20 protein-coding genes and 1 tRNA gene are annotated in these 19191 nt (G+C 62.4%); 4 read left to right on the forward strand and 17 right to left on the reverse strand.

Features of this window, described 5'->3' with window-relative positions; genetic code table 11:
* Positions 1–35: 35 nt before the first annotated feature.
* The 5 genes from ACXX81_RS09820 to ACXX81_RS09840 are packed head-to-tail and all read right to left on the reverse strand — an operon-like array spanning position 36 to position 5697.
* Positions 36–1691, reverse strand: coding sequence for a methyl-accepting chemotaxis protein (locus ACXX81_RS09820; protein ID WP_458571587.1), 1656 nt, complete (start codon positions 1689–1691; stop codon positions 36–38).
* Positions 1692–1721: 30 nt separating this feature from the next.
* On the reverse strand, positions 1722–3755 hold the full coding sequence (locus tag ACXX81_RS09825) for a chemotaxis protein CheA (protein WP_458571588.1): 2034 nt from the start codon (positions 3753–3755) through the stop codon (positions 1722–1724).
* 41 nt (positions 3756–3796) lie between these two features.
* Positions 3797–4084, reverse strand: coding sequence for an STAS domain-containing protein (locus ACXX81_RS09830; RefSeq protein ID WP_458571589.1), 288 nt, complete (start codon positions 4082–4084; stop codon positions 3797–3799).
* Between the two features lie 25 nt (positions 4085–4109).
* Entirely contained in the window at positions 4110–4478 is a 369-nt protein-coding gene (locus ACXX81_RS09835; RefSeq protein ID WP_024076566.1) for a response regulator, read from the reverse strand.
* A 10-nt stretch (positions 4479–4488) separates the two neighbouring features.
* Positions 4489–5697: a methyl-accepting chemotaxis protein gene (locus ACXX81_RS09840; RefSeq protein WP_458571590.1), complete on the reverse strand. Its 1209-nt coding sequence runs from the start codon at positions 5695–5697 to the stop codon at positions 4489–4491.
* Between the two features lie 470 nt (positions 5698–6167).
* On the opposite strand from ACXX81_RS09840, the gene ACXX81_RS09845 reads away from it, so the two are divergent.
* Both ACXX81_RS09845 and ACXX81_RS09850 read left to right on the forward strand, forming a co-directional pair.
* Positions 6168–6533, forward strand: coding sequence for a histone-like nucleoid-structuring protein, MvaT/MvaU family (locus tag ACXX81_RS09845; protein WP_231421315.1), 366 nt, complete (start codon positions 6168–6170; stop codon positions 6531–6533).
* Between the two features lie 441 nt (positions 6534–6974).
* A complete protein-coding gene (locus tag ACXX81_RS09850) occupies positions 6975–7133 on the forward strand; it encodes a hypothetical protein (protein WP_169793821.1) in 159 nt (52 codons plus the stop codon).
* Between the two features lie 198 nt (positions 7134–7331).
* On the opposite strand, the gene ACXX81_RS09855 is transcribed toward ACXX81_RS09850, so the two are convergent.
* From ACXX81_RS09855 to ACXX81_RS09875, 5 genes are all read right to left on the reverse strand, one after another.
* Positions 7332–7778, reverse strand: coding sequence for an NUDIX hydrolase (locus tag ACXX81_RS09855; RefSeq protein ID WP_458571591.1), 447 nt, complete (start codon positions 7776–7778; stop codon positions 7332–7334).
* Positions 7779–7887: 109 nt separating this feature from the next.
* Positions 7888–7974 (reverse strand) — tRNA-Leu (locus ACXX81_RS09860).
* Positions 7975–8108: 134 nt separating this feature from the next.
* On the reverse strand, positions 8109–8636 hold the full coding sequence (locus ACXX81_RS09865) for a DinB family protein (RefSeq protein ID WP_458571592.1): 528 nt from the start codon (positions 8634–8636) through the stop codon (positions 8109–8111).
* Positions 8637–8676: 40 nt separating this feature from the next.
* Complete coding sequence (locus ACXX81_RS09870) at positions 8677–9288, reverse strand: LysE family transporter (RefSeq protein WP_209982092.1); 612 nt, start codon at positions 9286–9288, stop codon at positions 8677–8679.
* A gap of 39 nt (positions 9289–9327) precedes the next feature.
* Entirely contained in the window at positions 9328–10611 is a 1284-nt protein-coding gene (locus ACXX81_RS09875) for an arsenic transporter (protein WP_209982090.1), read from the reverse strand.
* A gap of 252 nt (positions 10612–10863) precedes the next feature.
* Here ACXX81_RS09875 and ACXX81_RS09880 point away from each other — a divergent pair, with 252 nt between their 5' ends.
* Both ACXX81_RS09880 and ACXX81_RS09885 read left to right on the forward strand, forming a co-directional pair.
* A complete protein-coding gene (locus ACXX81_RS09880; RefSeq protein ID WP_209982087.1) occupies positions 10864–11079 on the forward strand; it encodes a hypothetical protein in 216 nt (71 codons plus the stop codon).
* An 86-nt stretch (positions 11080–11165) separates the two neighbouring features.
* Positions 11166–11519 carry a hypothetical protein gene (locus ACXX81_RS09885; protein ID WP_209982084.1) on the forward strand — a complete coding sequence of 118 codons (354 nt, stop codon included), beginning with the start codon at positions 11166–11168 and terminating at the stop codon, positions 11517–11519.
* A gap of 148 nt (positions 11520–11667) precedes the next feature.
* Here the strand turns inward: ACXX81_RS09885 and ACXX81_RS09890 are convergent, their stop codons facing one another.
* The 7 genes from ACXX81_RS09890 to ACXX81_RS09920 all read right to left on the reverse strand — a co-directional run bounded on the left by ACXX81_RS09890 (position 11668) and on the right by ACXX81_RS09920 (position 19149).
* Complete coding sequence (locus ACXX81_RS09890; protein WP_322213618.1) at positions 11668–12372, reverse strand: YoaK family protein; 705 nt, start codon at positions 12370–12372, stop codon at positions 11668–11670.
* Positions 12373–12626: 254 nt separating this feature from the next.
* The gene (locus tag ACXX81_RS09895) at positions 12627–14261 is read right to left on the reverse strand and encodes an ABC-F family ATP-binding cassette domain-containing protein (protein WP_458571593.1); all 1635 of its coding nucleotides are present in this window, start codon (positions 14259–14261) and stop codon (positions 12627–12629) included.
* Positions 14262–14385: 124 nt separating this feature from the next.
* Entirely contained in the window at positions 14386–15402 is a 1017-nt protein-coding gene (locus tag ACXX81_RS09900) for a DNA topoisomerase IB (RefSeq protein ID WP_458571594.1), read from the reverse strand.
* A 73-nt stretch (positions 15403–15475) separates the two neighbouring features.
* Positions 15476–16555: a molybdenum ABC transporter ATP-binding protein gene (modC, locus tag ACXX81_RS09905; RefSeq protein WP_458571595.1), complete on the reverse strand. Its 1080-nt coding sequence runs from the start codon at positions 16553–16555 to the stop codon at positions 15476–15478.
* A 5-nt stretch (positions 16556–16560) separates the two neighbouring features.
* Complete coding sequence (modB, locus tag ACXX81_RS09910) at positions 16561–17241, reverse strand: molybdate ABC transporter permease subunit (protein ID WP_458571596.1); 681 nt, start codon at positions 17239–17241, stop codon at positions 16561–16563.
* Complete coding sequence (gene modA, locus ACXX81_RS09915; RefSeq protein ID WP_458571597.1) at positions 17242–17994, reverse strand: molybdate ABC transporter substrate-binding protein; 753 nt, start codon at positions 17992–17994, stop codon at positions 17242–17244.
* A 96-nt stretch (positions 17995–18090) separates the two neighbouring features.
* Entirely contained in the window at positions 18091–19149 is a 1059-nt protein-coding gene (locus ACXX81_RS09920) for an NAD(P)H-dependent flavin oxidoreductase (protein ID WP_231421306.1), read from the reverse strand.
* Between the last annotated feature and the right edge of the window lie 42 nt (positions 19150–19191).

Raw genomic sequence — 19191 nt, forward strand, 5'->3', positions numbered from 1 at the left:
TGATTCTCCCTGTGAGCCCGTAGCGTCGCGTGCGATCAGAAACGGGTGAATTCCGATTCGTCGGGGGCGCTGGCCATGCTGTAGGCAAATGCCTTGCGCGGTGCCGGCGCAGCCGGACGCGGCGGCTGGCGGTTGGGCTTGTTGCCGGTGTCCACCGCGCTGCTGTGCACCGTGGCCCTGGGCGACGCATCGAGCACGAAGAAGCTCATGGCCTGCTGCAGCTGTTCGGCCTGGCTGCTCATTTCTTCGGCGGTGGCGGCCAGTTCCTCACTGCTCGAGGCGTTCTGCTGCGTCACCTGGTTGAGCTGGGTCATCGCCGTGTTGATCTGTGCGACACCGGCAGCCTGCTCCTCGGAGGCGGCGCTGATTTCCTGCACCAGGTCGGAAGTCTTGTTGATCGACGGCACCATTTCGCCGAGCAGCTTGCCGGCGGTTTCGGCCATCTCCACGCTGCTGGACGACAACTCGCCGATTTCCTGCGCGGCCACCTGGCTGCGTTCCGCCAGCTTGCGCACCTCGGCGGCCACCACTGCGAAGCCCTTGCCATGCTCGCCGGCCCGGGCCGCTTCGATGGCCGCGTTAAGGGCCAACAGGTTGGTCTGGTAGGCGATGTCATCGATGATGCTGATGCGCTGGGCGATTTTCTTCATTGCCACCACGGTCTGCTGCACCGATTCACCGCCTTCGGTGGCTTCCTTGGCAGCCTTGCTGGCCATGCCGTCGGTGACCTTGGCGTTCTCGGTGTTCTGGTTGATGCTGGCGCTCATCTGCTCCACCGACGCGCTGGTTTCCTCGACGCTGGCAGCCTGCTCGCTGGTGGCCTGGCTCATCGATTGCGCGGTGGCGCTGACCTGTTCCGAGGCACTGGCGAGGTTGTCGGCGGCATTGCGCACTTCGCCGATGATGTGCGCCAGTTTGCCGACCATGTTGCGCATGGCATTGAGCACCATGCCGGTTTCGTCCTTGGCGCCGCTGTCGATATGCGCGTTGAGGTTGCCCTCGGCCAGTTGCTCGGCGGCGGCCGCTGCCTGGCGCAACGGACGCGAGATGATTCGCGCGATGAACAGCGCCAGGCCCAGGCCAATCAGCAGCGCCACGACCAGCACGACGATGATCGACAGACGTGCATTCTCGTACAGCGCAGTGCCGTGGTCCCCGGCGACCGTGGCGCCGGCGTCGTTGAGTTCGATCATTTTCTGCAGGCGGGTGATCAGTTCATCGAAGTGCGTCTTGGATTCGCCACGCAGGAGGGCACGGGCCTGGACTTCCTGATTCTGCCGGGACAGCTCGAACAGCTGCTGGCTGGCCGCAAGGTAAGCGGCCCAGGCACTCTTCACACCGGCCAGCAGTTGACGATCTTCTTCGTTGGACAGCAATTGCTCGTAGGTACCCAGCCGGGTTTCGAATTGCTGGCGCGCCTCGACGGCTTCGCGTTCGGCCTGGGCTTTTTCCTCGAGCACTTCGGTGCTGATGTTGCGGTTTTCCTTCAAGCGATAGTTGGCGGCGAAAAATCGCATGCCGGCCGCCGCGCGCATCGACGGCATCCAGTTACCCCGGATGTCCTGGGCCGCCTGGTTGACAGAGCCCAGCTGGAGGATGGCGAACCCGCCCATCACCGCCGTCAGCGCCAGCACCACCAGGAACGAGCTGATCAGCTTGGTGGAAATTTTAAGATCGTAGAACCATTTCATCGGGGGAACCTCCATGGAGTTGCAAATACATCAGCGGACGACGACCAAGGGCGACTGAGGCGCCTGGGCCGTACGGGCTTCCAGTTGTACGATTTGGCTGAGCAGGGCGGGCACGTCCAGAATCAACGCCACCGCACCGCTACCCAGGATGGTTGAGCCGCTGATGCCGCGCAGTGCGCCAAACAGCTTGCCCAGGGGTTTGATCACGGTCTGGAACTCGCCGAGCAGGTCATCCACCACGAGCCCGGCCTTGTGCTCGGCGTAACGCACCACCACCACATTCTGGCGCCGCGCCGGCGGGCCTTCGTGGCTGAAGTGCTCACGCAGGTCCACCAGCGGCAACACCTCGCCGCGCAGGTCCAGATAACCCTGGTCGCGGCTCGACTGGCGCTGGTGTTCGTCCAGCTCGATGCATTCCTGCACCATGTCCAGCGGAATCACGTAGGTGGACTGATCGATGCCGACCAGAAAACCGTTGATGATCGCCAGGGTCAGCGGCAGGCGAATACGCACCACCGTGCCCTGGCCGGGGCGACTGTCGAGATCGACGGTGCCGCGCAGCAAAGTGATGTTGCGCTTGACCACGTCCATGCCCACGCCGCGCCCGGACAGGTTGGTGACCGCCTCGGCGGTGGAGAACCCGGCCTCGAAGATCAGGTTGTAAATCTCCTGATCGGTGAGTTGCGCGCCGCTGGCGACCAGCCCGCGCTCCTGGGCTTTTTCGAGGATGCGCTCGCGGTTGAGCCCGGCGCCGTCGTCGGCGATTTCGATGACGATGCTGCCGGAGTCGTGGTAGGCATTCAGGCTCAGGTGGCCCTTGCTCGGTTTGCCCGCCGCGTGCCGCGCTGCGGCATTTTCGATGCCGTGGTCCATGGCATTGCGCAGCAGGTGCATCAGCGGGTCGCCGATCTTTTCCACCACCGTTTTGTCCAGTTCGGTTTCCGCGCCGCTGATGAGCAGGTCGATGTCCTTGCCCAGTTCCTGGCTGACGTCGCGCACCACGCGGCGAAAGCGGTTGAAGGTGTCGCCAATGGGGATCATGCGCAGGTGCAGGGCGCCATCGAGGATCTCTTCCACCAGCCCGGACACGGTGGACGTGGCCTCCTGCAACGGGTCGTTGTTGCACGAGCGCGCCAGCAGGCTGGCGCCGGCGCTGGCGATCACCAGTTCGCCGACCAGGTTGATCAGTTCGTCGAGTTTGTCGGCGTTGACCCTTACATAGTTGCCGTCGCGGGGTTTTGCTTCGCTGCTCGTCGCCACACGCTGGGGCGCCGGCGTCAAGTGTTCCGATTGCGCCACCAGTTCGATGCCGCTGGGTGGTTCCTCAAACGGCGTGTCGTCGATGGCGCTGATGTGCACTTCACAGTCGTCGCGCACGAAGTCGAAGACTTCATTGAGCGTGGCGTGGCTGGCCGCCGAGCGCAGGTCGATCTCAAAGCCCAGGTAGCAGCTCTCTGCGTCCCAGCTGTCCAAGGGCGGAAGGCGGTCGGTCAGGGTGGTGACCTGCAGTATCTGGCCCAAGGTGTCGAGGTAGCGCAGAAAGGACAGCGGGTCCATGCCGTTGCGGAACACGTCCACGCCAAAACGCAGGGAAATGTGCCACAGCACGTCGCCTTGGGTGTCGTTGACCACGGCAGTCATCGGCACGCCGGCCACCGCGTGGTCCGCGCCCTGATAGGCACTCAGCGCCTGGCGCAGCACCGCTTCGCGCTCCAGCGCAGGTGCCTGCAGCGCTTCACCTCGGCTGGCCACCACGTCGATCAGCTCGAGCATGTGATCGCCGGACTTGAGCAGCACTGCGATCAGCGCGGCGTCCACCGCCACACTGGCATCGCGCAGGCGGTCGAGCACGTCTTCGACGATGTGGGTAAAGCTCACGATCGGCTCCAGGCCGAACAGGCCGGCGGAGCCCTTGATGGTGTGTGCGGCGCGGAACACCGCGCCGATGGCATCCTGATCGCCGGGCTCGCTTTCCAGTTGCAGCAGGGATTGCTCCATGGCCTGCAACAGTTCGCGTGCCTCGACGATGAACGTCTGTTGTGCCTGATCGAGGTTGATACTCACCTGGACACTCCTTTGTCGTGCTTTGAACGGGGCGGTGGGCGCTAGAAGGCGACGCCGCCACACAAGGTGAAGGTTTGCTCGACCGCCGGGCTCTGGCCGGCCAGGCTCAGGACCGTGCCGCGGTGCTCGGCTTCGCGGTGGATCACCGCGAGCAATTGCAGGCCGGCGCCGTCCATCTCGGTGACCTGGGACAGGTCAAGCGCCAGGCGCGGCGCCGTGCCCAGTTGCGGCATCAGCGCGGCGGCCAGCTCGGCCACGGTGTAGATCGTCAGTTCACCGTCGATGCCCACGCAGGTGGTGCCGTCAACGGTTTCGCAGGTAATCGGCATGGGAGGCCCTCCATGGCGCCAGTGGTCAGGGCAGGATCAGTTTGGACACCGCCGCCAGCATCTGCGCCGGCTGGAACGGCTTGACCACCCAGGCCTTGGCACCCGCCGCCTGGCCTTCGGCCTTTTTCGATTCCTGGGACTCGGTGGTCAGCATGATGATCGGCGTGAACTTGTAGTTGGCCAGCTTCTTGACCTCCTTGACGAAGGTGATGCCGTCCATGTTTGGCATGTTCACGTCACTGATGATCAAGTGGACCTTCTGCCCGGTGAGCTTGCCCAGCGCATCCCGGCCGTCGCAGGCCTCGATCACGTCGTAACCGGCGCTTTTCAAGGCAATGCCGACCACTTGCCGCACGCTGCTGGAGTCGTCGACCACTAATACATTCTTCGCCATGGTGTGCTCCTTAAAAGAAGGTGATGTCTTGAGAATTCTGTGACGCGGCTGCTTCGCCATGGTGGGTGCGGCGTTGTTCGTCGGTGGCGTAGGTGGCCTCCATGCTCGCCAGCCATTGGCGCGCGTCGACGACCAGCGCCTGGTCCGGCGACTGACTGGCCTGCAACAGGTGTTCGTGCAGGGCGTGCATGTTGTCACGCACGTGGCTGAGGATCTGGCTGACCCGGTCCTGGAACTGCAGGTTGACCAGCACCTCGGTCATCTCGTCGCGAATGCCGTAGCTTTCCTGCTTGAGCAGGTCGGCGGAGTCGGCCAGGCGCCCGGTGATGTTCTGGAAGCGCTCGAGCACCTGCTGGATGCTCTGCTCGGACGCGGCAACGGAGTGGCTGTCCTGGTCGGCGCTGCTGGATGCCGCCTGCACCAGTTGGGTGATGGCGTTGTTGATGATGTCGACCTTGGCCGACATCTGCTGGCCGGTCTCGCTGGATTTGCTCGACAGACTGCGCACCGCATCGGCCACCACCGCAAAGCCGCGACCGGCTTCTCCGGCACGTGCGGCCTCGATGGCGGCGTTGAGCGCCAGCAGGTTGGTCTGCGCGGCAATGGCCGCGACATCGGCGGCCATGGTGCGCAGCTCGCCGGTATAGGCCGTGAGGCTGCGCACCTGGGTCAGGGTCTGGTCACGGCTGGTTTGGGTGGCCTTGAGCGAATCGATCACCTGGCTCAGCTCGCTGTCGCTGCTGGCCAGCTCTTTGAGCGCGCCCTCGGCGGCCTGCCCATCCAGCTCGCCGGCGGCCTGCTGCGAGGCCTGCACGGTGTCCTGCAAACGCGTGGAAATCCCGGTGAACCGATTGGCCAGGCTCACGATCGCGTCTTCGGTCTGCTGCCGCGAGCTTTCCACCTGTTTGGCCCAGATCGGCATGGCGCCGAGCAGGATCTCGTCGAGCTGGGTGCGTGAATCCACACCCTGCAGGCCCGCCTGCGCCGCTGAATCCTCTGCCAGCGCGACGGCGCGCTGCACGGCGTCGCGCTGGGCACCGGCACTCCAGGCGCAGGCGCCGAGGCCGATCAACACCAGCACGGCGCAGGCCGCAAGGTTGGCCGGGGCAGTGGACTGCGACAGTATCCAGATGACAGCGGGGATGACCGGGATGAAAGCGAACCAACGAAAACGCGGATGACCGGCAAGGGCAGTACGGCTGGGTTGACTCGGGGGCATGAGTTCGATCCTTGAACAGTGTTGCGGATGTAAACGACATAGGGGTTATCTGCGCGGTGCGTCACAACTTTAGACGTCGGCGTGCGCCTTCCGTCTGGTTTATGAACCTCGTGTGACCGGTCAGTGTCGAAATCGCACCGTGGCGAGCGGGAATGCCGTTCAGTTAAGCGCAGATTTCCTGTGGCGAGCAGGCTTGTCCTGCGTTGGGCTGCGCAGCAGCCCCAAAGCGAGGCGCTGAGCCGTATCAGGCACACCGCGTTTTGCTCGATTGGGGGCGCTTCGCACCCCAACGCGGGGCAAGCCCGCTCGCCACCATAAGCCCGCTCGCCACAACAAACCTGCTCGCCACAATAAGTCAGCTCGCCGCAAATAAACGCTGTTGTTGCGCGCTACATTCGATTGATACTTCTGCCTTATTCAAGTGTCCATTTGAATGTGCCGCACAATTATCCACTCTCCAGGAAATGCCCATGTCCAAGCTCGCCGAATTCCGCCAACTCGAAAAACATCTCGCTGAACAACTTCAAGCGCTGGAGAACTTAAAAGGCGATGCCGGCCTTAAGAAAGAAATTGAATTCGAAACCAAGCTTCGCGATTTGCTCGCCAAGTACAGCTACAGCCTCAAGGATGTGATCAACCTGCTGGATCCGCAAAGCGGCCGACGTGCTCCGGTGGCTGCGCCCAAGGCGGGCACGCGCAAAGCCCGCCAGGTAAAGGTCTACAAGAATCCGCACACGGGGGAGACGATTGAAACCAAGGGTGGCAATCACAAAGGCTTGAAAGAGTGGAAAGCCGAACATGGCGCCGACACTGTCGAGTCATGGCTGAGCAAGTAATACTCGAATGTGCAAAGGGGCCCGCAACGGCCCCTTTTTTTCGGCTTCAATTTTAATTATTGCGTCGGCAGGGCTCCGCGCAATAACACACGTCTGTCCATCACGTGTTCGAAAAGTAGCCAGTAGTGCGCAACTGCAGGCTATAAACCCAAATCCCGAAAACCAGCGCGTATTCCTTGAACATCGGAAGCGTCAGCAGGTGGACGATAGAGTCGCTGCCCATCTGAGCTTGCAACATCTTGAGACGAGCACTGCAGCACTTTTTTCAATGCGGGTGCAGCAACGGTTTTCGACGACTGACACGTCTGGATCAAGGGTTCTGGCGCCATCGGGGTTGTCACGCACAGTTTTGGCGTCTACTCTGGAAATGTATGAATTGTTACAAACAATTTCGGAGGCGCCCGTTTTTGCGGCGCGATACTTCAGGACGAGGAACGAAAGATGTTTTCACATGAAGGTCCCGCGATAGAGCTGTTGCTGTTTATTTTTGGTCTGGCCGGTGTAGTGCTGGTCGTGTGGTTTATCCACCATCAATACGAGCGAAAGAACGGGAAAGGCGTTAAAAAACAACAAAACCGCAGCGAGGGCCGCTCAACGTAAGTGCTTGGCAGCCCTTGCATTCGAGCCAGTCGCCTGCGACTGGCTTTCGCGTTTTTATAAGCTATTTGTAGTTGTAGATTGTCGCGAGGGACACCACGCGGCCTTTGAGATCGCTGGTATTGAAGCGTATTGCAGGATCAATATTCGCGACGCCGTGCATCGTTATCGAAGCAGTGTGCCTGCGCTCTACTTCTGCATTCACCCTAACAGCGAGGCTCTTTTGAGCAGCTCGGAGAGCCCCTCAGGTACTAACTGAGATCCAGCATTGAAGCTTGAGCCAAAACACCATGTGGCTTGAAACGCTGCCCCATCGCTTTCATGGCCCTCCAGCCAGGGTTTTTCATAGACTTCTGCGTCGTCGAACCTTGCATCGTAGACGAAGACTATTTCGTGTCCTGGCTTGCCTGCGTAGGTAAAAATACTTTCCAGCGTGCCAATCAATCGGACGTCGCTGATCGAAAGCCCCAGCTCTTCCTTCACTTCACGGGCGATGGCATCGACGCCTCTCTCGCCGAACTCAATACCCCCGCCAATGGGTCGAAAGAGAGTTCGTGCTTCAACAGCGTCGTGGAACTGATTGACCAGTATTTTTCCGTGATGGTGAAAGACACATAGAGCAAGCGCTCGAATACGCGGTTCTGACATGAGAGCAACTACCTGAGTGTTCGTTCGGCAGAACGCCATTGGAGAGAAATTACGGAACGAAAAAGACAAGGGCCTGCTCAGGTTTCCCTGGCAAGCCCTTTGATATCTATGGTGCCCGAACCCGGAATCGAACCGGGACGCCCTTACGAGCGGGGGATTTTAAGTCCCATGCGTCTACCAGTTTCGCCATTCGGGCGGTAGCGCGGTGCAGCAGGGTTGGGAATATATAGTCCCGGGCGTTTCGATGCAAGGTCGAAGGGGGCTTTTATCGATCCTTTGCGCGGGCTAAAAACCTTGGTAGATCAGTTATCTACAGAAAAATCCGACGCTTCAATCCATCAGCGCCAGCAGGTCTGTATCCCCCACATCCTGTCCGGCCTGGCTCAATAACGTCGTCACCTGGCCGCGGTGGTGAGTCTGGTGATTGAAAAAGTGCACCAGCAGGCTGAAGAACGGCTTGCTGGCCGCGTCACCCGCCATGGTGTGGTAGCTCAATTGCTGGTCGAGGTCGTCGTCGTGCAAGGTCGCAGCCCAGTCGATGATCATCTGGTCCATCCACACGCGTAGGGCGGTCAGTTCCTGCAGGTCGGTGAATGCCAGTTGTTTCAGGTTGGCGGGGGTGGCGAGGGCATTCAAGGGGGTCAGCGCCGAAAACCCGGCCGGATGCGTGGCAAAGCGTTTGAGCCAGACGATGTCGCCCAGGGCCAGGTGGTTCAAGGTGCCGAAGATCGAGGCAAAGAACGCCTGGCGGTCCCTGCGCAGGGCTTCATCGGTCAGTTGGGCGGCCGCGTGGTAGACCTTGCGGTTCATCCACTGGTTGTAGTTCGCCATCAGCGCAATCTGTTCGATACGGTTCATGGGTCAGCGTCCATTCAGATAACGATTGGTATACATCGCGTCATATACCCTGCGCCGCGAGCACGGCCAGATAAATCAGCACCAGCCCGCACACTGCGTAGCTGACGCGCTGCCAGGTGGGCGAAGCGTTCTGGCGCAGCAGGTTCACCAGTCCCGCCACCAGAAAGCACGACAGCACCGACGCGACCATGAAGCCTGCAAAAAACATCAGGGTTTGCCCGTGGCTGGGTGTGGCGCCGACAATGCCGGACAACGCACTGCCCAGGGCGCCCCAGTAAACGATGTTCTTGGGGTTGGCGAGGGAAATCGCCGCGCCCACCGCCAGCGCATTTTGCCGGGAGCTGGCAGGGACGTCATCGGCTGCCGGCAGGTGCCAGGCATCGATCAAGCTGCGCACACCGAGCCAGGCCAGGTACAGCGCGCAAACCACGGTCAGCGGTACGCGGACGGCATCGTGCTGGATCAGCAGCGCGATGCCGGTCAGGCCGATAACGGCCCATACCGCGTCGCCCACCAGCGAGCCGACCTGCACCAGCAGTGCCGGGGTGAAGCCGTGGAGCAGGCCACGGCGCAGGGTTTCTGCCAGAACAGCGCCGGGCGAGAGGCAAAACACGAAGCCGAACACCAGTGCGTATACAAAGATCGACAGCATGCCCACGTCCTTTTGACAAAAGCCGAGAGCATAGAGCCGTCAGAGACTCAGGCGCAAGGCGAGGGCGGCGAGGGTGATCAACAGCACCGGCAGGGTCAGCACGATGCCGACCTTGAAGTAGTAGCCCCAACTGATGGTGATGCCTTTGCGCGCAAGGATATGCAGCCACAGCAGGGTGGCGAGGCTGCCGATGGGGGTGATCTTCGGGCCGAGGTCGCTGCCGATGACGTTGGCGTAGATCATCGCGTCCTTGACCACGCCCACGGCATGGCTGGACTCGATGGACAACGCACCGATCAGCACGGTCGGCAGGTTGTTCATCACCGACGACAGCAGTGCCGTGAGCACGCCGGTGCCCATGGCCGCGCCCCACACGCCGTGGGTGGCGAAGGTGTCGAGCCAGGTCGCCAGGTAGTCGGTCAACCCGGCGTTACGCAGGCCGTAGACCACCAGGTACATGCCCAGGGAAAAGATCACGATCTGCCACGGCGCGTCCTTCAATACCTTGCGCGTGGAAATCGTGTGGCCCTTCGCGGCAATCACCAGCAGGAGCACCGCACACACGGCGGAAATCGCACTGATGGGAATGCCCAGCGGTTCCAGGGCAAAACAGCCGACCAGAAGAATACCCAGCACCCACCAGCCGGCGCGGAACGTGCCACGGTCACGGATCGCGCTGGCCGGGTCATCCAGGTCGGCGGGGTCATAGGTCTGCGGGATGTCGCGGCGGAAAAACCACAGCAGCACCGCAAGGGTTGCGGCCACGCTGACGAGGTTCACCGGCACCATCACGGCGGCATATTCATTGAAGCCGATCTTGAAGTAGTCGGCGGAGACGATGTTGACCAGGTTCGACACCACCAGCGGCAGGCTCGCCGTGTCGGCGATAAAGCCGGCGCCCATCACGAACGCCAGGGTCGCCGCTGGCGAAAAGCGCAGGGCCAGCAGCATCGACATCACGATGGGGGTGAGGATCAACGCCGCGCCATCGTTGGCAAACAGCGCCGACACCAGCGCACCCAGCAGCACCATGTAGGCAAACAACCGCCGGCCGCGCCCACGGCCCCAGCGTGCCACGTGCAGCGCGGCCCAGGCGAAGAACCCGGCCTCGTCCAGCAGCAGGCTGATCACGATCAACGCGACAAAGGTGCCGGTGGCATTCCAGATGATGTGCCACACCACCGGAATGTCCGCCAGGCTGATCACGCCGAAGGCCAGGGCCAGGATCGCGCCCATCGTTGCGCTCCAGCCGACCCCGAGGCCCTTGGGCTGCCAGATGACCAGCACGATGGTGAAGATAAAAATGCCAATTGCGACAAGCATGTATGAACGCTCCAGGGGACCAACAGCCAATGCGCAGGCCTGCGGCGGCCTGACGTGCAGAGCATGGATCAGTTCGCCGACATAAAGTTCGCCAGCGCCGTCAACCGCCAGCATATTGCCAGATATTTCGGGAAAAACTTGTTGCGATTGATCTGGATCAAATACCGGCGAATGGGCCACAACTGTTTGAAATTAAAATGAAACATCCATGTCCTACAGTGCCTGCCCATTGCTGAAGAAGGAAAAATCCGCGTGACCCGTGCCACTCGCAACCTGCGCAAGACCCTCGATGCCGTCGCCGATAACAACGAAACGGCGGCGTACGAGCTGATGCGCGCCGTCGAACAGCTTGGCGATGAGGTGCTGCGTCAGCGTCTGCTCAACACCATTCACCGGCTTAATCAGGACGCCTGCGACTTGCGCGTGGCGCGCGATTCGGTGGAGCTGGCGTCGGTCAGGCTCGCTTGAGCAGGATCGTCACAGGCAACGGCCCGATCAGGCGAAAAAAGAGTGCTGCAGTGATAGAGTCGCTTTTTTTCCAAGGAAGCGATGGCATGCGCAACGTGGTATTAGGTGCATTGGTAGTGGCAGCCCTGACGGGGTGCGCCGGTTCGAAGATGAAAGAGGCGCGCGCGGGCAGCCCTTACAAGACACTGGCGTCGGACAAGGCCACGCTGGTGGTTGCCGAATGCATCCAGTACGGCTGGCAGGATGAAAGCGTGTTCGGCGTGGACGCCGGCGGCTTCAAGGAGCCGGTCGGGGCGGGCGGTTTCACGGTCTACACCACCGGTGGCGATTACTTTGTGGACGTGCAGAGCGCGGGCGCAGGGTCCAGCGTGAAATACTACGCCGCTGCTGACAGCATGCCTGCCAAGCGTCGCCTGGCCGCATTGGCAACCTGCCTGTAAGCCGTGCCTCAGCGATTTTCGGAAATGCCTTGCGGGACAGCCCTGAGGCATTGGCCTATGATTCAGCCGCCCGCTCGGCGTAACGGCTCTTTACCAGTACAGGGATGTCGAGGCCTGAACGTCGAGCGGGCCTCGCGCTCACGTCTGTTCAACGGGGCATGAAACTCAACTGCCAGCGCCGTGGAATCGTCAGCGACACCAGCCCCAACACCCCCGCCAGCGCACCGCTGACCCACAATGCGCGCATGCCCATCTGCTGTTCCAGCAACGCACCGATCACCGCACCGACAAACATGCCCGTCCACGGGATCAATTGCACGCGCCAGCCATTGCGTCGTTCCCCAAGCACCCAGCGACCCAGCCCACGACCAAATCGCGAGAGCGCCCCCGTCACATAGGTGAGCCCCACCGGCAGTCCGTTCACTTCTTCGACGGCCGCGTTGAGCATGCCCATGGCCACAATTGCTGCCAGCAGCGCGGGCAGCGTATCGGCCAACGGCCAGAGCGCGGCGGCGCAGAGCAGGGCGGCGATGCACAGCAGCAACGGCAGTGCCCGGCGTTTGCCCAGTCGGCTGACGACCACGCCCAGGGCGTTACCCAGAATAAAGGTGGCGACCAGCAGCAACAGGCGCGCAGTCAAACCCAAGTCACCCGCGCTGATTGCCACTGCCAGGCGCGTGGTATTACCGCTCATGAACGACACAAAATCGCCGCTGGCCATAAAACCAATGGCATCGGTCATCCCCGCCAGCACCGACAGCCCAGCCACTAGCATCAGGCCCACGCGTCCGCGCCAGAGTCGCCGATGGGCGAGCGCAGCGCTGGCGTACGGTTTGCGGGATGAAGGCAGCATGCGCGCGGGTCCTGGGTGAGATTAATCGGCCATTACCGTAGAACGCTTTGAACGGCGGCGCAATGCATGGATGGCCGGCATGATCCCTCCCAGCCGACCACACCCTTGTGGCGAGCAGGCTTGCCCTGCGTTGGGGTGCGAAGCGCCCCCAATTAAGGAAAACACGGTGTACCTGATACCGCTCAGCAGCTGGTATGGGGCTGCTGCGCAGCCCAACGCAGGGCAAGCCTGCTCGCCACAGGGCGGTGTTGGGCTCAGATGCGCACCAGTTGCCAACCTTCTTCCTGCCAGATCAACAGATGAGTCGGCTGGATCGCCTGCAGGAAGGCGTCGTCATGGGAAATCACCACCATTGCCCCGGTGAAGTGCTTCAAGGCTTGCTCAAACGCCACGACCGACTCCAGGTCCAGGTGATTGGTCGGCTCGTCCAACAGCAGCAATTGCGCCGGCGTCCCGCGCCACAGGGCGATCGCCATCGCGGCTTTCAGGCGTTCGCCGCCGCTGAGTTGCCCCGCCGGTTGGGTCACACGCAGCGCATCCAGTTGCAGCAACGCGAGGCGGGTGCGCAGTTCGGCTTCGGCCAGCGGCGTGGCGAGCAGGTTGAGCTGTTCGACCACGGAACGGCCGTTATCCAGCAGCGCCAGATGCTGATCGATATACGCCGTCGGCAGATGCACCGAACAGACCCCGCTGGCGGCCTGCACGTGACCGGCCAGCAGCTTGAGCAACGTGGATTTGCCGCAGCCGTTGGGTCCCTTTACGGCAATGCGCACGGGCCCGGCCAGGTTAAATGTGAGCCACGTTGAGGTTGCCAATGGATCAAGCCACGGCAGTTGCGCGCACTCAAGGCTCATCACCTGACGACCGTTGGGCACTGTCGAGGCCGGTAAGGCGAGCAGGGTGGGTGTCTCGTGTGCCACGTGTTGGCAGGCCTGGCGCACCTGGGCATCGAGTTGGCCCTTATGGGACTGCTGCCCACTGCGCACCTTGCTGACCACTTCGGTGGCGGCACCTTTCCAGCGCGACCGGGTAAGCCGGTCGACGTTGGCATTCTGCGCATGCTGGCGCGAGCGCGCGGCGTGGCGTTGCAGGTCATCGTTCTGGTGTTGCAGGCGCTGCCGTTCGCGGCTGCGCTCAAGGCGTGCGCGCGCCAGTTCGGCGACTGCCGCATGCTGCTGCGCCTCGCGCTGTTGGCGATAGTCCTCGTAGTTGCCGCCGTACAACCGGGCCCCGAGGGGTGACAGCTCAATGATGCGGCCCATGGCATTGAGCAACTGCCGATCATGACTGACCACCACCAGCCCCCCTCGCCAGAGGTGCAGCACCTGCAACAGCCAGGCGCGTCCGGCACTGTCGAGGTGGTTGCTCGGCTCATCGAGAATCAGCAATTGTGGCGCCGCCAACAGCGCGCCGATAATCGCCACCCGCGCCAACTGACCGCCGCTCAGATGTTCAGCCGGCGTCTGCGCGTCAACGTCAGGCAGACCGGCGGCATCGAGTGCAGCGCGCAAGCGCTCGGCCAGGTCCCAGCGATCATCGATCAACGCCACATCGGCGCCCTCGGCGGTGCCTGCAGCCATGCGCTCAAGCGCAGCCAGGACAGGGGCCGTTGCGCTGAGATGGGCGACGGTGTCGCCTGTTTGAATCTCCACCGTCTGCGGCACGTACTTCACGCTGGCAGAGCCTTTCACGCTGCCCGAAGACGGCGTCAGCACACCGGCGAGCAGCCGGGCCAGCAGGCTTTTGCCGCAGCCATTACGGCCGACGATGCCGGTCGGGGTGTGATCGATGGTCAGGTTAAGGTCTTCCAGCAGGGTTTCGCCGTTGGCGAACTGGAAACACAGGTGTTGCAGGGAAACCAACACGGGTAGCCGCTTGACGTGAGTCACAGGCACCTCCAGAAAATGTCGAACAGGCCAACAGGCACGTAAGGCGGCCTGTTGCAGATACATTTTTGAAAGGCTCAGTTGTTCACGTCGGCAGTCGTCCGGTCAGCGATAAAGGAGCTGAAGCCTAGCTCGCCTCAGCCAGTTGTTCAAGGAACATGGCCAACGCCACTTCTTCGGCCTTGAGCCCTTTGCGCAGTCGTGGCGGGGGCAGTTTGGACAGCTCGCCCAGGCTGAAATGTTCGAGCACTGCCGGGTGGATGTAGCACTTGCGGCACACCGCCGGGGTGTTGCCCAACTGCCTGGCCACGTCCTTGACCATGGTTACCACATGGCGTTTGGCATCTGATTCGGGCTGCCACTCCAGCTCGCGCAGCACCGCCAACGCCATGGCGGTGCCGGCCCAGGTGCGGTAATCCTTGGCGGTGAAGTCCGCGCCAGTGAGGCTGTGCAGGTAGGCGTTCACATCGTGGGAGCTGACGGTATGGCGCTCACCGTCTTCGTCCAGGTACTGGAACAGGTTTTGCCCCGGTAATTCCATGCAGCGCTTGACCACGGTAGCCAGGCGCCGGTCCTTCACGCTGATCTGGTGCTCAACGCCACTTTTGCCACGGAACTGGAACTGGATTTCGCTGCCCTTGACGTCGACGTGGCGGTTGCGCAACGTCGTCAGCCCGTAGGATTTGTTGTCGCGCGCATACTGGGTATTGCCGACGCGAATCAAGGTGGCATCGAGCAACATCACCACGGTCGCGAGCACCTTTTCACGGGTGAAACCGGGCTCGGCCAACTGCGCTTCCAACTGTTTGCGCAGTTTGGGCAGGGCCTTGCCGAAAGCCTGCAGACGTGAGTACTTGTCGGTGTCGCGCACTTCGCGCCAGCGCGCGTGATAGCGGTACTGCTTGCGCCCGCGCGCGTCGCGGCCGGTGGCTTGCAAGTGGCCGCGCGGGTTGGCGCAGATCCATACATCGGTGTACGCCGGCGGCACGGCCAGGGCGTTCAGGCGTTTGATTTCGTCGGCAGCGGTGATGCGCTTGCCGTTGATATCGAAATACTGGAATTTGCCGCGCAACTGCTTGCGGGTGATGCCAGGTTGGGTGTCATCGACGTAGTGCAGGTCGCGGGGCAGGTCGGAATCGGGCATGGGCAACTTCCTTGGCAACAGATCAGGCCGGTATGTCTGATTGACCGCAGCGATGTGCGGTCGTGCCAAATGGTTACGCCAGCACCGCGACTGCCTTGATCTGTGCCCAGAGCGCCTGCCCGGGGTGCAGTTGCAACTGGTCGCGGGAGTACCGTGTGATCCGTGCCAGCAGCGGTGTGCCGCCGGCGTCCAGGCGCACCAGCACGTGGGCGCTGTTGTCTGCGGCGATTTCCTCGGTGACCGTCACCGGCAGGCGGTTGAGGATGCTGCTGTGCTCCTGGGCCTGCAGGCTCAGGCTCACATCCCGCGCCTGCACTTTCACCCGCAGCGCCCGGCCCAGTGCCAGCGGCGCGTGGGCGACGCGCATGTGCGAGGCGCTGTCGGGCAGTTGCAGGGTGAGCAACTGGTAGGCTGCGTCATAGGCGCTGACGGTGCCGTGGATCACCACGCCGGCATCGTCGCCCCGCGCCAGAGGCAGGTCCAGGCGCGCCAGGGTTTCGCCGATCGGGCCGCTGGCCAGCGCCTTGCCGTCGCTGAGCACCACGATGTGATCGGCCAGGCGCGCGACCTCATCCTGGGCGTGGCTGACGTAGAGCAGCGGAATATCCAGTTCGTCGTGCAACCGTTCCAGGTACGGCAGGATTTCGCCCTTGCGCTGGCTGTCGAGGGCGGCCAGCGGTTCGTCCATCAGCAACAGCCTGGGACTGGTGAGCAGGGCGCGGGCGATGCCGATGCGCTGACGTTCACCGCCGGACAGGTGCTCGGGATTGCGCTCGAGCAGATGGCCGATGCCCAGTAATTGGGTGGCCTGGGCCATATCGACACGGCGCGCCTGGCGCGGGATGCGCTTGAGGCCGAATTCGAGATTGGCCCGCACCGACAGGTGAGGAAACAGGCTGGCTTCCTGAAACACGTAGCCCAGCGCACGTTTATGCGGCGGCACAAACAGCCCGTTGCGGCTGTCCTGCCAGACCTCGTCGTTGACTTGGATAAACCCGTGTTCGGCGCGCTCCAGCCCGGCGATGCAGCGCAGGCAAGTGGTCTTGCCGGAGCCGGAGTGCCCGTACAGCGCCGTCACACCGCGCCCGGGCAGGTGCAAATCCACATCCAGCGCAAAACCTGGGTACTTCCTGTGCAGACGTACTTCGATCATCGACATCAGCTCCAGCCCATGCGGGTTTTACGGCTGGAATAAAGCGCCAGCAGCACGACGAATGCAAACACCACCATGGCGCCCGCCAGCCAATGAGCCTGGGCATATTCCATGGCTTCGACATGATCGTAGATCTGCACCGACACCACCCGGGTCTTGTCCGGGATATTGCCGCCGATCATCAGCACCACGCCGAACTCCCCGACGGTGTGGGCAAAACCGAGGATAGAGGCGGTGATGAATCCAGGGCGTGCGAGGGGCAGGATCACCGTGAAAAACGTGTCCCAGGGGGTGGCGCGCAAGGTGGCAGCGACCTCCAGTGGGCGCGTGCCAATGGCAGAAAACGCGTTTTGCAACGGCTGCACCACGAAGGGCATGGAATAGATGACCGAGCCGATCACCAGCCCGGCGAAACTGAAGGTGAGGGTGCCCAGGCCAAGCCATTGGGTGAACTGGCCGACGTAGCCGTGGGGGCCCATGGTCAACAGCAGGTAAAAGCCGATTACCGTGGGCGGCAGCACCAACGGCAGGGCGACAACCGCACCGATGGGCCCGCGCCACCACGAGCGGGTGCGCGACAGCCACAGCGCAATCGGGGTGCCGATCAACAGCAGGATCGCGGTGGTGAGTGACGCCAGTTTGACGGTCAACCAGATCGCGGAAAAATCGGCGCTCGACAGCGGCATTTACAGCTCGTAACCGTAGGACTTGATGACGGCTGCGGCTTTGGGTCCCTTGAGGTAGTCAACGAGGACCTTGGCTGCGGCGTTGTCTTTGCCCCTGGTGAGGATCACGGCGTCCTGTTTGATCGGGTCATGCAGTGAAGCAGGAACAATCCAAGCCGAACCGTGCGTGACCTTGCCGTCCTTATAGATCTGCGACAAGGCGACAAACCCCAGTTCGGCGTTGCCGGTGGACACGAACTGGTAGGCTTGGGTGATGTTCTGGCCCTCAACCAGCTTGTCCTTGACCTGCTCGGTCAGGCCCTGTTTGGCCAGCACCTGGGTGGCGGCCAGGCCGTAAGGCGCAGCTTTTGGATTGGCGATGGACAGGTGTCTGAACTGATTTTCCTTGAGCACCTCGCCCTTGGCGTCCACATAACCGTCCTTGGCCGACCACAGCGCGAGGGTGCCCACGGCGTAGGTGAAGCGCGAGCCCTTGACCGTGTCGCCTTCGTTTTCGAGTTTTTGTGCGGTGGTGTCGTCGGCGCTCAGGAACACGTCGAACGGCGCGCCGTTCTTGATCTGGGTGTAGAACTGCCCCGTTGCCCCGTAGGACGCAACCAGCTTGTGGCCGGTGTCTTTCTCGAAGTCGGCGGCAATCGCCTGGATCGGCGCGGTGAAGTTGGCGGCTACGGCCACCTGGACTTCATCGGCCTGGGCTGACCCGAAGGCGAGGGCCGCGACCAGGACGGCCAGGCGAGGGGCGTGAATCTTCATGCTGCAGCTCCTTAGAGGGTGGGCGGCGCGTCATGGCGCAATCGCTGTGTAGGCAAATATATAGCGCCTGGCCATTGTCGGTACAGCGCGAAGTACCTACTGCAGTTTTGCCAGGGCTTGTTCGGCCAGCTCGCGGGTCAGCGCGCAGGTTGAAATGTCTTTGCCCAGGCGCACTGCCTGACCGGCCCACAAGTTGCTGAAGCCCGCTTCGTCCCTGGCCTTGAGCGGCATCAAGGCACCGCCGGCCTTGGGAAACGCAGGTGCTGCGGGGTTCATCGCGCCGAGTTCACGCATGACCCGGTTGACGATGCCTCGCGCCGGGCGACCCGTGAACAGGTTGGTGAGGGCAGTCTCGCTGGCCTGGGCATGGCGCAGCGCATGGTGGTGGGAGTCCGTCACGGTGGCCTGCGGCGTAAACAGATACGCCGTGCCGATCTGCACCGCTGACGCGCCCAGGGCAAAGGCCGCGACAATGCCGCGCGCGTCAGCGATGCCACCGGCGGCGATCACCGGCACGCTGACGGCGTCGACAACTTGCGGCAACAAGGCAAACAGGCCGATCTGGCTATCGAGGTCGTCACTCAGAAACATCCCACGGTGCCCGCCGGCCTCAATGCCCATGGCGATGATGGCGTCGCAGCCATGTTGCTCCAGCCAGAGGGCTTCCTCAACGGTGGTGGCCGACGACAGCACCTTGGCACCGGTATCTTTGACCCGATCGAGCAGAGATTTTTCCGGCAAGCCAAAGTGAAAGCTCACCACCTCGGGCCGAAACGCTTCGACCACCCGACACGCTTCGTCGTTAAACGGTGCGCGGTTGGACACGGGCGTTGGCGCATCAAAGTCGGCACCGAGTTCGCGGTAGTAGGGTTCGAGCAACGCTTTCCAGTGGTTATCCCGCGCTTCGTCTGGCGCGGGCGGTTGATGGCAGAAAAAATTGACGTTGATTGGCCGGTTGCCTGCCTGACGAATCGTGGTCAGCGCTTCACGAAGTTGCTCGATGCTCAGCGCCGCGGCAGGCATTGAGCCCAGCGCACCGGCTTCGTTGGCGGCGATGACCATGGCGGTGGTGGTGGCGCCGGCCATGGGCGCCTGGATAATGGGCACTTCGATGCCCAGCAGGTCGAGAATGCGGGTGTCTGGCCAGGTGCTCATGGGATGGGGCTCCAGCGTAAGTAAGACGGTTCGCTGTTTTAA

This window comes from Pseudomonas sp. GNP013, assembly GCF_054343995.1.